Origin of the sequence: Streptomyces venezuelae ATCC 10712, from assembly GCF_008639165.1 — a bacterium.
Lineage (GTDB): Bacteria > Actinomycetota > Actinomycetes > Streptomycetales > Streptomycetaceae > Streptomyces > Streptomyces venezuelae.
Genome location: NZ_CP029197.1, coordinates 3,660,006 through 3,673,371 on the forward strand (window position 1 = coordinate 3,660,006; position 13,366 = coordinate 3,673,371).

General features: G+C 71.0%; 13 protein-coding genes. 4 read left to right on the plus strand and 9 right to left on the minus strand.

What is annotated here, in order from left to right:
• Positions 1-3: 3 nt before the first annotated feature.
• The 3 genes from DEJ43_RS16640 to nth form a co-directional block, all read right to left on the minus strand.
• Entirely contained in the window at positions 4-1,203 is a 1,200-nt protein-coding gene (locus tag DEJ43_RS16640) for a MarP family serine protease (RefSeq protein WP_015034539.1), read from the minus strand.
• An 86-nt stretch (positions 1,204-1,289) separates the two neighbouring features.
• Complete coding sequence (locus tag DEJ43_RS16645; protein ID WP_015034540.1) at positions 1,290-1,994, minus strand: NUDIX hydrolase; 705 nt, start codon at positions 1,992-1,994, stop codon at positions 1,290-1,292.
• Positions 1,995-2,131: 137 nt separating this feature from the next.
• Positions 2,132-2,917: an endonuclease III gene (nth, locus tag DEJ43_RS16650; protein WP_233448063.1), complete on the minus strand. Its 786-nt coding sequence runs from the start codon at positions 2,915-2,917 to the stop codon at positions 2,132-2,134.
• A gap of 332 nt (positions 2,918-3,249) precedes the next feature.
• On the opposite strand from nth, the gene DEJ43_RS16655 reads away from it, so the two are divergent.
• Entirely contained in the window at positions 3,250-3,924 is a 675-nt protein-coding gene (locus tag DEJ43_RS16655) for a Crp/Fnr family transcriptional regulator (protein ID WP_015034542.1), read from the plus strand.
• A gap of 109 nt (positions 3,925-4,033) precedes the next feature.
• On the opposite strand, the gene DEJ43_RS16660 is transcribed toward DEJ43_RS16655, so the two are convergent.
• The 5 genes from DEJ43_RS16660 to sp36 all read right to left on the minus strand — a co-directional run bounded on the left by DEJ43_RS16660 (position 4,034) and on the right by sp36 (position 7,545).
• A complete protein-coding gene (locus DEJ43_RS16660; RefSeq protein WP_015034543.1) occupies positions 4,034-4,918 on the minus strand; it encodes a prohibitin family protein in 885 nt (294 codons plus the stop codon).
• A gap of 172 nt (positions 4,919-5,090) precedes the next feature.
• Positions 5,091-5,921: an MBL fold metallo-hydrolase gene (locus DEJ43_RS16665; protein WP_015034544.1), complete on the minus strand. Its 831-nt coding sequence runs from the start codon at positions 5,919-5,921 to the stop codon at positions 5,091-5,093.
• The gene (locus tag DEJ43_RS16670) at positions 5,918-6,811 is read right to left on the minus strand and encodes an NUDIX hydrolase (protein WP_015034545.1); all 894 of its coding nucleotides are present in this window, start codon (positions 6,809-6,811) and stop codon (positions 5,918-5,920) included. Before DEJ43_RS16670 ends, DEJ43_RS16665 begins: the two co-directional genes overlap by 4 nt.
• Positions 6,812-6,919: 108 nt before the next feature.
• Positions 6,920-7,390 carry a RidA family protein gene (locus DEJ43_RS16675; protein ID WP_015034546.1) on the minus strand — a complete coding sequence of 157 codons (471 nt, stop codon included), beginning with the start codon at positions 7,388-7,390 and terminating at the stop codon, positions 6,920-6,922.
• Complete coding sequence (sp36, locus tag DEJ43_RS16680; RefSeq protein ID WP_015034547.1) at positions 7,387-7,545, minus strand: Sp36 family protein; 159 nt, start codon at positions 7,543-7,545, stop codon at positions 7,387-7,389. The genes DEJ43_RS16675 and sp36 overlap by 4 nt, the downstream gene beginning before the upstream one ends.
• 181 nt (positions 7,546-7,726) lie before the next feature.
• Here sp36 and bagA point away from each other — a divergent pair, with 181 nt between their 5' ends.
• Complete coding sequence (gene bagA / locus DEJ43_RS16685; protein ID WP_069202164.1) at positions 7,727-8,689, plus strand: ATPase BagA; 963 nt, start codon at positions 7,727-7,729, stop codon at positions 8,687-8,689.
• 89 nt (positions 8,690-8,778) lie between these two features.
• Positions 8,779-10,074: an ATPase BagB gene (gene bagB, locus DEJ43_RS16690; protein ID WP_051026105.1), complete on the plus strand. Its 1,296-nt coding sequence runs from the start codon at positions 8,779-8,781 to the stop codon at positions 10,072-10,074.
• Positions 10,075-10,181: 107 nt separating this feature from the next.
• Here bagB and DEJ43_RS16695 read toward each other — a convergent pair whose 3' ends face one another.
• Positions 10,182-10,526, minus strand: coding sequence for a WhiB family transcriptional regulator (locus DEJ43_RS16695; protein ID WP_015034550.1), 345 nt, complete (start codon positions 10,524-10,526; stop codon positions 10,182-10,184).
• 538 nt (positions 10,527-11,064) lie between these two features.
• Here DEJ43_RS16695 and DEJ43_RS16700 point away from each other — a divergent pair.
• The gene (locus DEJ43_RS16700; RefSeq protein ID WP_041662557.1) at positions 11,065-13,311 is read left to right on the plus strand and encodes a transglycosylase domain-containing protein; all 2,247 of its coding nucleotides are present in this window, start codon (positions 11,065-11,067) and stop codon (positions 13,309-13,311) included.
• The last annotated feature ends 55 nt before the right edge of the window (positions 13,312-13,366 follow it).

A 13,366-nucleotide genomic window follows, 5' to 3' on the forward strand; every position in this document is an offset into this window, starting at 1 on the left:
GGGCTACAGGGCGCAGCCCTGGGTGTCGACCTGCTGGGCGGCGGTCCGGCCGAGCTCGATGTCCTCGCGGATCTCGTCGACCGTCAGGGCGTAGCCGGTGTTCGCGTCGTCGAGGGAGCGGGCGAAGATCACGCCGTACACCTCGCCGTCCTCGGTGAGGAGCGGGCCGCCGGAGTTGCCCTGGCGGACCGTCGTGTACAGCGAGTACACGTCCCTGCGCACCTCGCCCCGGCGGTAGATGTCGGGCCCGTCCGCGTTGATCCGGCCGCGCACGCGCGCCGAGCGCACGTCGTACGAACCGTTCTCCGGGAATCCGGCGACGATCGCGTCGTCCCCGCTGCGGGCGTCGTCGTCGGTGAAGTTCAGCGGCGTGGCCTTGAGGTCCGGCACGTCCAGGACGGCGATGTCGCGCCGCCAGTCGTAGAGGACGACCTTGGCGTCGTAGAGCCTGCCTTCGCCGCCGATCTGGACGGTCGGCTCGTCGACGCCGCCGACGACATGGGCGTTGGTCATGATCCGGCGGTCGGCGAAGACGAAGCCGGTGCCTTCGAGGACCTTGCCGCAGCTCTGCGCGGTGCCGACGACCTTCACGATGGAGCGCTGGGCGCGGGCGACGACCGGGCTGTCGGCGAGCGCGGGGTCGGGCGGCATGACCGGGGTGATCGGCTCGTCGGTGAAGGGGCTGAAGACCGGCGGGAAGCCGCTGCGGGCCAGGATGGACCGGAAGTTGTCGAACCAGCCGGACGCCTGATCGGGCATCACCTGCTCGACTCCGAGGAGGACCTTGGAGTTGCGCACCTGCTTGCCGACGGTGGGTATCGAGGTGTTGGCCAGGAAGGACCCGATCAGCCAGGCCACGAGCAGCATCGCCACGACGTTCACCAGGGCGCCGCCGGTGGCGTCGAGGGCGCGGGCGGGCGACCAGGTGATGTGCCGGCTGAGTTTGTTGCCGAGGTGGGTGGTGAGGGCCTGGCCGACCGAGGCGCTGACGATGACCACCATCACGAACACGACCGTCGCCGTGGTCGAGACGTCGCTGTTGTCGGTCAGCGCGTTCCAGAGGATCGGCAGCAGCAGCACGGCGGCCAGACCGCCGCCGAGGAAGCCGATCACGGAGAGGATGCCGACCACGAATCCCTGGCGGTAACCGATGACCGCGAACCACACGGCGGCGAGCAGCAACAGGATGTCGAGCACGTTCACCGTCAATTGCCTCGCAGATTCGTTTCCGGTCGCCGGGATCAGCCTGTTCGCCGGGGGTCAGCCTTCGTTCGCCGGGGATCAGCCTGTCATGAGCGCCAGTCGAGCGGGACCTTCTTGGACCGGTCCCAGGGTCGCTCCCAGCCGGAGTAGTGCAGCAGCCGGTCGATCACTCCGGCGGTAAAACCCCAGACCAGCGCGGACTCGACCAGGAAGGCCGGGCCCTCGTGGCCGCTCGGGTGGACGGTGGTCGCGCGGTGCGCGGGATCCGTGAGATCCGCCACGGGGACGGTGAAGACCCGGGCGGTCTCGCCGGGGTCGACGACCCCGACGGGGCTCGGCGTACGCCACCAGCCGAGGACCGGGGTGACGACGAAGCGGCTGACCGGGATGTACAGCTGGGGCAGCACCCCGAAGAGCTGGACGCCGGCCGGGTCGAGGCCGGTCTCCTCCCGGGCCTCGCGGAGGGCGGCGCGCAGCAGCCCGCCGTCGGCCGGGTCGCCGTCCTCGGGGTCGAGGGCGCCGCCGGGGAAGGAGGGCTGCCCGGCGTGCGAGCGCAGGCTGCCGGCGCGCTCCATGAGCAGCAGCTCGGGGCCGCGCTCCCCCTCGCCGAAGAGGACGAGCACGGCGGACTGGCGTCCGGCGCCGCTGGTGGGCGGCAGGAAGCTGCTCAGCTGCTCGGGCCGGACCGTGCGGGCGGCCCGGTCGACGGGGCCGAGCCAGTCCGGCAGGCCGTCCCTGCTGAGCAGCCCGGCGGTGCCGGGTCCGTGGATCTCTTCGTCAGTGCGCGTCATAGGCACCCCCGGGTTTCACAACGCGATCGATGGACGGGTTCGTTCCCGCCGGAGCGCCTGCGGCGTCCCGGCGGGGTTCCAGGCGGGCTTCGGGCCTGGGTCTCGGGTGAGCTTCGGGCCTCGGTCTCGGGCGGGCTTCAGGCCTCGCTCGCGCCCAGCGGGGGCGCGGGGCGGCCCGGGTAGTCGGGCGGCGGGTTGAGCCGCTGGCCGGGGAAGCCGCCCTTCTCGTACTTGAGCAGCTTCTTCGCCTTCTCGGGGTCGGTCTCGCCCTCCCCGTACGCGGGGCAGAGGTGGGCGATGGGGCAGGCGCCGCACGCCGGCTTGCGGGCGTGGCAGATGCGGCGGCCGTGGAAGATGACCCGGTGCGAGAGCATCGTCCACTCGCTCTTCGGGAAGATCGTGGCGACCTCGGCCTCGATCTTCACGGGGTCGTCGGACTCGGTCCACTTCCAGCGCCGGGCGAGGCGCATGAAGTGGGTGTCGACGGTGATCCCGGGGACTCCGAAGGCGTTGCCGAGGACGACGAAGGCGGTCTTGCGGCCGACTCCGGGGAGCTTGACGAGGTCGTCGAGGCGGCCGGGGACCTCGCCGTCGAAGTCGTCCCTGAGGGCGGTGGCGAGGCCCATGATCGACTTGGTCTTGGCGCGGAAGAAGCCGGTGGGGCGGATGAGCTCCTCGACCTCTTCGGGCACGGCGGCGGCAAGGTCCTCGGGCGTGGGGTACTTCGCGAAGAGGGCCGGGGTGGTCTGGTTGACCCGCAGGTCGGTGGTCTGCGCGGAGAGGACCGTGGCGACGAGCAGCTCGAAGGGGTTGCGGAAGTCGAGCTCCGGATGGGCGTACGGGTAGACCTCGGCGAGCTCGCGGTTGATCTTGCGCGCCCGCCGGACCATCCCGAGCCGCGACTCGGGCTTGGCGGGCTTCACCGACTTCGTCGGCTTCGCGGGCTCGGTCCGCTTCCGATTTGCGGCTTTCGCCTGTTTCGACACGCCGTGTTCGCCCACGGCGGAATTACCTTCGCCCGACACTCTTTCAGCCCCCTTGGCCTGCGCTCTCACCGGCGAGTTGGACACCCGGCCAGCCTAGGGGCCCCCGCCGACATCCGCCCCGGGCGTGGCCGATCAGCGCCCAATCGGGCCCCTGACGTACGGACGGGCGGCTCGGTGCGTCAAACTTGTTGTGATTGATCGCACTGTTTTGTACGTCCGGCATCATGGGACCCAGGTCCCTGAGCAGGTCGACAGTATGGAGAGAACTCGTGGACGACGTTCTGCGGCGCGCCCCGCTCTTCGCGGCGCTCGATGACGAGCAGGCTGCCGAGCTGCGCGCCTCGATGAGTGAGGCGACGCTCGCCCGTGGCGACGCGCTCTTCCACGAGGGCGACCCCGGCGACCGCCTGTACGTGGTCACCGAGGGCAAGGTGAAGCTGCACCGCACCTCCCCCGACGGCCGCGAGAACATGCTGGCCGTCCTCGGCCCCGGCGAGCTGATCGGCGAGCTGTCGCTCTTCGACCCGGGCCCGCGCACCGCGACCGCGACCGCGCTGACCGAGGTCAAGCTGCTCGGCCTCGGCCACGGCGACCTCCAGCCCTGGCTGAACGCCCGCCCGGAGGTGGCCACCGCGCTGCTTCGCGCCGTCGCCCGCCGTCTGCGCAAGACCAACGACCAGATGTCCGACCTGGTCTTCTCCGACGTTCCGGGCCGTGTCGCCCGCGCGCTCCTCGACCTGTCGCGCCGCTTCGGCGTGCAGTCGGAGGAGGGCATCCACGTCGTCCACGACCTCACCCAGGAGGAGCTGGCCCAGCTGGTCGGCGCCTCCCGCGAGACGGTCAACAAGGCGCTCGCCGACTTCGCCCAGCGCGGCTGGCTGCGCCTGGAGGCCCGCGCGGTGATCCTGCTGGACGTGGAGCGCCTCGCGAAGCGCTCGCGCTAGGCACACGCTCCGCCCGCACGCGAGAAGGCCGCCCAGGTCTCCGTACGCACGCGAGAAGGCCGCCCAGGTCCAGTCGGACCGGGGCGGCCTTCGCCGTACGGGCGCCGGGTCAGCGCTTGGAGCCGTCCACGATCACCGGTGCGGAGGAACCGTTCCCGCAGGGCACGGCGTAGACCGCGTTCTTCGCCGCCGCCTCCTTGAAGGCGTCGATGCACTGGTTCATCAGGACCTTGTCGGTCAGCGACTCGTTGAGGATCTTGTTGGCGCGGGCGATGCCCTCCGCCTCGATCCGGCGCCGGTCGGCCTCGGCCTTGGCGGTACGGGCGGCCTCGGTGGCCCGCTCGGTGGCCTGCTGCTGCTGGATCTTGCGGTCGATCTGGCCCTGGAGGGCGTCCGAGGGCTTCACGTTGCGCAGGTTGACCGTGGTCACGTCGATGCCGCGCGGGGCCAGCCGCTCCTTGATCAGGGTGCCGATCTCGGCGTTGATCTTCTCGCGGTCCGAGGCGTAGCCCTGCTCGCTGGTGTAGCGGGCGAAGACGTTACGGACGATCTCGCGGCTGTCGGGGTAGACGAGCCGCTGCTGGACGGTGTCCTCGCTGCCCGCGAGCTTGTAGAGCTCCACGGCCTTGGTCGGGACGACGGCCCACTTCACCGTCACCTCGACGTACATGACACCGCCCTGCGAGGAGCGGACCTCGACCACGTCCTTGTCGGAGAGGTTGAGGTCGACGGGGCGGGTGGAGAAGGTGGTGACGTCGGTGAACGGCGACTTCACGTGCATGCCCGAGGTCATGGGCGAGCCGACCTTGCCGAACGCGACCGGTACGCCGACCTCGTACGCGCTGATCACGTACGTCATGCTCACGATCAACGAGAACAGGCCGGCCAGGACCGCGCCGAGGGCGCCGAACTTCAGCCCCTTGGAGTCGTTGGCGCGACCGACGAAGTAGAGCACCACTGCGGCTATGACCAGCAGGATGGCGATGACGAACACGGGCGTTCCCCCCGAAAGCTAGGCCAGAAGTAAGCGGAGCGTAAAACACAGGTCAAGTGCTCCGCTGGGCCGGGGTCGGCCTCGGGACAGGATCGTGACGTCAGCCGAACCACGGCCCCCTCCGGCCCCCGAGGCCCCAGGGCCCGGGGGGCCAGCCCCAGCCCCGGGCCGCCTACACCAGGCCCCGCTCCCTCAGGTACTCCAGCTGCGCCCTCACGGACAGCTCGGCGGCCGGCCACAGCGAGCGGTCCACGTCCGCGTACACATGGGCGACGACCTCCGCGGCCGTCCGGTGGCCGTTCTCGACCGCCGTCTCGACCTGGGCGAGCCGGCTCGCCCGGTGCGCCAGATAGAACTCCACGGCCCCCTGCGCGTCCTCCAGGACCGGCCCGTGCCCCGGCAGCACCGTGTGCACCCCGTCGTCGACCGTCAGCGAGCGCAGCCGCCGCAGCGAGTCCAGGTAGTCGCCGAGGCGCCCGTCCGGATGGGCGACCATCGTCGTCCCGCGCCCCAGGATCGTGTCCCCGGTCAGCACCGCGCGGTCGGCCGGCAGGTGGAAGGAGAGCGAGTCCGAGGTGTGGCCGGGCGTCGGGACCACCCGCAGCTCCAGACCGCCGACCGTCACCACGTCCCCCGCGCCGAGCCCCTCGTCGCCCAGCCGCAGCGCCGGATCCAGGGCCCGTACGGCCGTCCCGGTCAGCTCCGCGAAACGGGCGGCGCCCTCCGCGTGGTCCGGGTGGCCGTGGGTGAGCAGGGTGAGCGCGACCCGCTTGCCGAGCTTCGCGGCGGTGTCGATCACGTGCCGCAGATGCCCCTCGTCGAGCGGGCCCGGGTCGACGGCGACGGCCAGCTCGGAGCCGGGCTCGGAGAGGAGCCAGGTGTTGGTGCCGTCGAGGGTCATCGCGGACGGGTTGGGCGCGAGGACGTTCACCGCGCGGTCGGTCGCGGGCCCCGAGACCACGAGTCCGCGCGGCTGCCCGGGCAGAGCGGCGGCGTCGCTCATCGGGCGCCTCCCATCGGAATGATCTTGGTGAACTCCTCGTGGCCCGGCCAGCTCAGGACCAGCTCGTCGCCGTCGAGACGCGCCCGCGCGAGGACGGGCGTCATGTCCTGCTCCCGCGCCCCCGCGAGCGCCTCGGCGGCCGTGCCGTACCCCTCCAGGGTCCGCAGGGTCGAGATCGTCGGCGGCATCATCGTCAGCTCCCCCCGGTCGTAGCCGGCGGCGGCTTCCGCCGGGCGGATCCACACCGTGCGGTCGGCCTCCGTCGAGGCGTTCCGGGTGCGCTGACCGGCCGGCAGCGCGGCCACGAAGAACCAGGTGTCGTACCGGCGCTGCTCGAACTCCGGGGTGATCCAGCGGGCCCACGCGCCGAGCAGGTCGGAGCGCAGCACCAGGCCGCGCCGGTCCAGGAAGTCGGCGAAGGACAGCTCCCGGGCGACGAGCGCCTCCCGGTCCCGCTCCCAGTCCTCGCCCGTCGTGTCCCCGACGACCTCGTCACCGGTCTCCCCGGCCAGCAGGACGCCCGCCTCCTCGTACGTCTCGCGTACGGCGGCGCAGACCACGGCCTGGGCCTGCGCGGGGTCGTCGAGGCCAAGCCGGTCGGCCCAGGTCTCGCGGGAGGGCCCCGCCCAGCGCACCGGGTGCTCGTCACGGGGGTCGACCCCGCCGCCGGGATAGGCGTACGCGCCGCCCGCGAAGGCCATCGAGGTGCGGCGGCGCAGCATGTGCACCTCTGGCCCGGCCCCGGTGTCGCCGTCCCGCAGCAGCAGCACGGTGGCGGCGCGGCGGGGCGTCACGGGGGTGAGCTCACCGGCGGCGAGGGCGCGGATGCGGTCGGGCCACTCCGGCGGGTACCACTGACCGTTCGACTGCTTCGGCTGACCATTCGACATGGCCGGATGCTATGCGCAACCACCTGAATGCACGAGAGCCGGTTCTCGCCGGGTGGACCCTTGCGGGCCCGCGCGGGAGAACCGGCTCCGTGTCGCCTGCGGCAGGGCTCAGGCCTCGACCAGCTCCACCTGGACCTCGACCTCGACCGGCGCGTCGAGCGGCAGCACGGTCACGCCGACGGCGCTGCGGGCGTGCACGCCCTTGTCGCCGAGGACCGCGCCGAGCAGCTCGCTGGCGCCGTTGATGACGCCCGGCTGCCCGGTGAAGTCGGGGGCGGAGGCGACGAAGCCGACGACCTTCACGACCCGCTTGATCCGGTCCAGGTCACCGGCGACCGACTTCACGGCCGCGAGCGCGTTCAGCGCGCAGGTGGCCGCGAGCTTCTTGGCCTCCTCCGCGGTGACCTCGCCGCCGACCTTGCCGGTCAGCTGGAGCTCGCCGCCCACCATCGGGAGCTGGCCCGAGGTGTAGACGTACACGCCCGACTGCACGGCCGGCTGGTACGCGGCCAGCGGCGGCACGACGGCCGGCAGGGTCAGGCCGAGCTCGGCGAGCTTCGCCTCGACGGCCCCGCTCACGACTTGGCCCGCTTCAGGTAGGCCACGAGCTGCTCGGGGTTGTTCGGCCCGGGCACGACCTGGACGAGCTCCCAGCCGTCCTCGCCCCAGGTGTCCAGAATCTGCTTGGTCGCGTGCACCAGAAGCGGCACCGTGACGTACTCCCACTTGGTCATGGGCCCGACTGTATCCGCTGCCGCGGGGCGCCCCCTCCGAGGCGGCCCCGAAGGCGGCGGCCGCGGCGAGGCGCGGCGCCAGGCGTCGCGGGCCCGGCCCCGATCGCGCGGCACCCCCTAGGGGTCTTCTCCGGGGCGGCCTCCTGATTGGGCACGGCCGCCAGTGGTTAGGCTCGACAGCGTGAGCAGGCTCCAGGTCGTCAGCGGCAAGGGCGGTACCGGTAAGACGACGGTCGCCGCCGCCCTCGCGCTCGCCCTCGCGACGGAGGGCAAGCGGACCCTCCTCGTCGAGGTCGAAGGCAGACAGGGCATCGCACAGCTCTTCGAGACGGAGGCGCTTCCGTACGAGGAGCGCAAGATCGCCGTCGCGCCGGGCGGCGGGGAGGTGTACGCGCTGGCGATCGACGCCGAGCGCGCGCTCCTCGACTACCTCCAGATGTTCTACAAACTGGGCGGGGCGGGGCGGGCCCTGAAGAAGCTCGGCGCGATCGACTTCGCGACGACGATAGCGCCGGGGGTACGGGACGTCCTGCTGACCGGCAAGGCGTGCGAGGCGGTCCGGCGGCGCGAGAAGCACGGCGGCCACACGTACGACCACGTGGTCATGGACGCGCCCCCGACCGGCCGCATCACCCGCTTCCTCAACGTGAACGACGAGGTGGCGGGCCTGGCCAGGATCGGCCCGATACACAATCAGGCGCAGGCCGTCATGCGGGTCCTCAAGTCCCCCGAGACGGCGGTCCATCTGGTGACCCTCCTGGAGGAGATGCCCGTCCAGGAGACCGCGGACGGCATCGCGGAGCTCCGCGCGGCCGAACTGCCGGTGGGCAGGGTCGTGGTGAACATGGTGCGGCCGCACGTCCTCGACGAGGCGGCGGTACGGGCCGCCTCCGGCGACCACCGGGACGCCATCGCGCGGACGCTCGCCTCGGTCGGCGTCGCGGGGGGCACGACGCTCGTCGAGCCGCTCCTCGACCAGGCGGTCGAGCACGCCCGGCGGGTGGAGCTCGAGCGGGCGCAGCGGGCGGTGCTGGACGGCCTCGGCGTCCCCGCGTACGAGCTCCCGTTCCTGGGCGACGGGGCGGACATCGCGGGGCTCTACCGGCTGGCGAAGCGACTGCGGAAGCAAGGGGTGGGTGCGTGACGGAGAATTCCCCCGACGGCCGCGGCCCGGCCGCGACGTCCGACGCCAGCGGCGCGCCTTCCGAGGCGAGCGGGCTCGATTCCGTTCCCGTGCTTGAGCTCGATCCGCTCATCGACGATCGCGGTACCCGCATCATCGTCTGCTGCGGCGCGGGCGGGGTCGGCAAGACGACCACGGCGGCGGCGCTCGGCGTGCGGGCGGCGGAGCGGGGGCGGCGGGTCGTCGTCCTCACCATCGACCCGGCCCGCCGGCTCGCCCAGTCGATGGGGATCGACTCCCTCGACAACACCCCCCGCAAGGTCGACGGCATCAAGGGCTCCGACGGCGGCGAACTGCACGCGATGATGCTGGACATGAAGCGGACCTTCGACGAGATCGTCGAGGCGCACGCGGAGCCCGACCGGGCTCGGGCGATCCTGGAGAACCCCTTCTACCAGTCCCTGTCGGCCGGATTCGCCGGTACGCAGGAGTACATGGCGATGGAGAAGCTGGGCCAGCTCCGGGCCCGCGACGAGTGGGACCTGATCGTCGTGGACACCCCGCCGTCCCGGTCCGCGCTCGACTTCCTCGACGCGCCGAAGCGGCTCGGATCCTTCCTCGACGGGAAGTTCATCAAGCTGCTCATGGCGCCGGCGAAGGTGGGCGGCCGGGCCGGGATGAAGTTCCTCAACGTCGGCATGTCGATGATGACGGGGACCCTGGGGAAGCTGCTGGGGGGTCAGTTCCTGAAGGACGTGCAGACGTTCGTGGCGGCGATGGACACGATGTTCGGCGGGTTCAGGACCCGCGCGGACGCCACGTACAAGCTGCTGCAGGCCCCGGGCACGGCCTTCCTCGTGGTGGCCACGCCGGAGCGGGACGCGCTGCGCGAGGCCGCGTACTTCGTGGAGCGGCTGGCCGCCGAGGGGATGCCGCTCGCGGGTCTGGTTCTCAACCGGGTGCACGGCAGTGGCGCCGCCCGGCTGTCGGCCGAGCGGGCGCGGGCCGCGGCGGAAAATCTTGACGAGAAGCGCATGGTGGATCAGGGGCCCGGGAAGACTGACCGAAGTGGCTCCCCGGCCACCGAGCACGAGCACGAGCCGTCCGACCTCGCCACCGCCGCCACCGCCCCAACTCCCGTACCCGAGGCTGCCCCCACAGCCGCACCGGCACAGGAACTCGACGCAGTCGACACGGAAGACGTCGACGTGCGCCGTCTCACCGCGGGACTCCTCCACCTGCATGCCGAGCGCATGCGGGTGCTCGCGCGTGAGCAGCGCACGCGGGACCGCTTCACCGCGCTCCATCCCGAGGTGGCGGTGACCGAAGTGGCGGCCCTGCCCGGCGATGTGCACGACCTCGCCGGGCTGCGGGCCATCGGTGACCGGCTCACGGCCGGGCGGTAGTCCTCGTCCTGGTGACCGCCGGCTCGGTGCCGGCCGTGGTCCTCGTCCTGGTGTCCCCGCCGGGGGACGAGGGTCCTGTGCGGCCCTGATCAGCCGCCGGACGGGTGCTAGCCGACCGCGGCGTACGCCTCGTACGTCGCGTCGTCCTCGATGGCCACGGGCAGCAGGCCCGCTCCGCGCTCGTACTCGGTGCGCGCGGTCTCCAGGAGCCGGCGCCACGAGGTGACCGTCGGCCTCCGGCGGAGCAGGGCGCGGCGCTCGCGCTCCGTCATGCCGCCCCACACGCCGAACTCCACGCGGTTGTCGAGGGCGTCGGCGAGGCACTCGGTCCGTACCGGACAGCCGGTGCACACCGCCTTTGCCCTGTTCTGTGCCGCTCCCTGTACGAAAAGTTCATCCGGATCGGTAGTGCGGCAGGCCGCCTGCGCACTCCAGTCAGCTACCCAGCCCATACCGGCGCCGTCCTCTCCCGAATCGAGGCTCCCCCACGGCGGCAGCGGCATATTCACCGCTGCCAGTTGGGACGTTACGGAAGGTGGGCACAGCGCAACACCCCCTTCGGGCCCAATCTTGGATGGCCCGAACGGACTATGCGTGCGCGTCAGATCACCCAGGGGAGTGATCGAAGGACATGCGTGTGATAGCGGACATATCGCCTGGATGTGTCCTTCCTCGACGGGGCCACTTGGGGCACCGTGTGACGCATGAGTCGGAATCGGACACGAGGTTCCCGTGTTTCGGGGTCACGGGAATTCATGCCGATGTCACACCCGGGTCTTGATGCGAGACCGCACTGCTGTGACAGTTGGGAGCAGCTTAGGCCAAGGCATATACGTGTGTCCGGCGAATGAGAACGTCGGCGCCTCGCGCCGCCCAGGGGGACCGGGCCCGCCGTTCGTGGCATATCCGGATGTCACGGTCTGGTACTCGAACGCTCCGAGGAGCCCCCGCTCCTACGGAACGCTCATCTCTACGGATTAGGCTGCCCCCATGGCAAAGAAGCGCTCCGGCGGTGGTCTGACCGGGACCCAGCAGGCCGCCAAGTTCCTCGGTGTCAGTGTGCTCGCGGGAGCCGTGCTGGCGGGCATCGCCCTGCCCGCGGCCGGCGCACTGGGCCTGGCGGCGAAGGGCACGGTCGAGGGGTTCGACGAGATCCCCTCCAACCTGAAGACCCCACCGCTGAGTCAGCGCACCAAGATCCTCGACTCCGAGGGCGGCCTGATCGCCACCGTGTACTCACGGGACCGGACGGTCGTCCCGATCGACAAGATCTCCCCGTACATGCAGAAGGCGATCGTCGCCATCGAGGACGGCCGCTTCTACGAGCACGGGGCGATCGACCTCAAGGGCGTGCTGCGCGCCATCAACCGGAACGCGCAGTCGGGCGGGGTCGCGCAGGGCGCGTCCACCCTCACCCAGCAGTACGTGAAGAACGTCTTCGTCGAGGAGGCCGGTGACGACCCCGAGAAGGTCGCGCAGGCCACCCAGCAGACCATCGGCCGCAAGGTCCGCGAGCTGAAGTTCGCGATCCAGGTCGAGGAGGAGCTGGGCAAGAAGAAGATCCTGGAGAACTACCTCAACATCACGTTCTTCGGGCAGCAGGCGTACGGCATCGAGGCCGCCTCCCAGCGGTACTTCTCCAAGCACGCCGCCGACCTGACCCTCGGCGAGGCCGCGATGATGGCCGGGCTCGTCCAGTCGCCCAGCCGCTACGACCCGATCAACGACATCCAGGAAGCGACCAAGCGCCGCAACGTGGTCCTCCAGCGGATGGCCGACGTGAAGGACATCAGCCAGGCCGAGGCCGACAAGGCGAAGGCGACCCCGCTCAAGCTGAAGGTCAAGACGCCGAAGAACGGCTGCATCACCGCCGTCGACGGCGCCGGCTTCTTCTGCGACTACGTCCGCAAGACGATCCTCAACGACCCGGTCTTCGGCAAGACGGCCGAGGAGCGCCAGAAGCTGTGGAACCTGGGCGGTCTCACGATCAAGACCACCCTCGACCCGCGCGCCCAGGCCGCCGCCAACGAGGCCGCCGTCGCGAAGATCAACAAGGACGACCCGGTCGCCGCCTCCGTCGTCCAGGTCCAGCCCAAGACCGGCAAGATCCTGTCGATGGGCCAGTCCCGCCCGTACGGCCTGGACCAGAAGCAGCACCAGACGACGCTGAACCTCGCCGTCGGCAGCAAGATGGGCGGCACGACGTACGGCTTCCAGGTCGGCTCGACCTTCAAGCCGATCACGGCCGCCGCGGCCCTGGAGAAGGGTCTGAGCCCGGCGCAGACCTTCGACACCCCGTGGAAGATCAACATCCCGGAGGGTGACTTCACCCGCTGCGACGGCAAGCCTGCCGGCTACGCCAACTGGGAGATCGGCAACGAGCTCAAGACGGAGGAGGGCTCGTTCGACATGACCTCCGCCCTCGGCAAGTCCATCAACACGTACTTCGCCAAGCTGGAGCAGATGGCCGGCCTCTGCGAGACGATCACGATGGCCAAGAACGTCGGGTACGACCGCGAGCTCGGCAAGAAGCCCAAGGAGCTCCCCTCGATCACCCTCGGCGCCCAGGAGAGCACCCCGCTCGACATGGCGGCCGTCTACGCGACCTTCGCCAACCGCGGCATGTACTGCACCCCGGTCGCCATCGAGTCGGTCCGCGCGGCCAACGGCGACAAGCTCAACGTGCCGCAGACCAAGTGCTCGCGGGCGATGAGCGAGCGCACCGCCGACACGATCAACCAGATGCTGAAGGGCGTCGTCGAGGACGGCACCGGCACCAAGGCCGGTCTCAGCGACCGCGACAACGCGGGCAAGACCGGTACGACGAACGACCGCAAGGACGCCTGGTTCGTGGGCTACACGCCGAACCTGTCCACCGCCGTCTGGGTCGGTGACGACGTCGGCGAGAAGAAGTCGATGTACGACATCACCATCGGCGGCGTGACCTACGACAAGGTCTGCGGCGGTTGCCTCCCCGGCCCCATCTGGAAGATCGCGATGACGGGCGCCCTGAACGCCTCCGAGACGCCGGGCTTCGCCACCATCGCCGTACCGCGGGGCGAGAAGCCCAAGGACCCGAAGGAAGGGGACGAGGGCCCGAACAAGCCGAACAAGCCGGGTAAGCCCGGCGACGGCAAGCCGGGCGACACCAAGCCCCCGACCAACCCCTTCCCGGGGATCACCCTCCCGGACGGAGTGATCGGCGGGAACAACGGGCACGGCCGCGGGAACCGCTGACGCGGCGGCCGAGGACGTAGAGGTACGCCGAAGGGCGCCCCACTCCGGTGGGGCG

Coding starts and splice junctions, on each gene's coding strand:
- DEJ43_RS16645 (WP_015034540.1), bottom strand. CDS start 1,994: ATGACGCGCACTGACGAAGAGATCCACGGACCCGGCACCGCCGGGCTG.
- DEJ43_RS16665 (WP_015034544.1), bottom strand. CDS start 5,921: ATGAGCGACGCCGCCGCTCTGCCCGGGCAGCCGCGCGGACTCGTGGTC.
- DEJ43_RS16670 (WP_015034545.1), bottom strand. CDS start 6,811: ATGTCGAATGGTCAGCCGAAGCAGTCGAACGGTCAGTGGTACCCGCCG.
- sp36 (WP_015034547.1), bottom strand. CDS start 7,545: ATGACCAAGTGGGAGTACGTCACGGTGCCGCTTCTGGTGCACGCGACC.
- DEJ43_RS16695 (WP_015034550.1), bottom strand. CDS start 10,526: ATGGGCTGGGTAGCTGACTGGAGTGCGCAGGCGGCCTGCCGCACTACC.
- DEJ43_RS16700 (WP_041662557.1), top strand. CDS start 11,065: ATGGCAAAGAAGCGCTCCGGCGGTGGTCTGACCGGGACCCAGCAGGCC.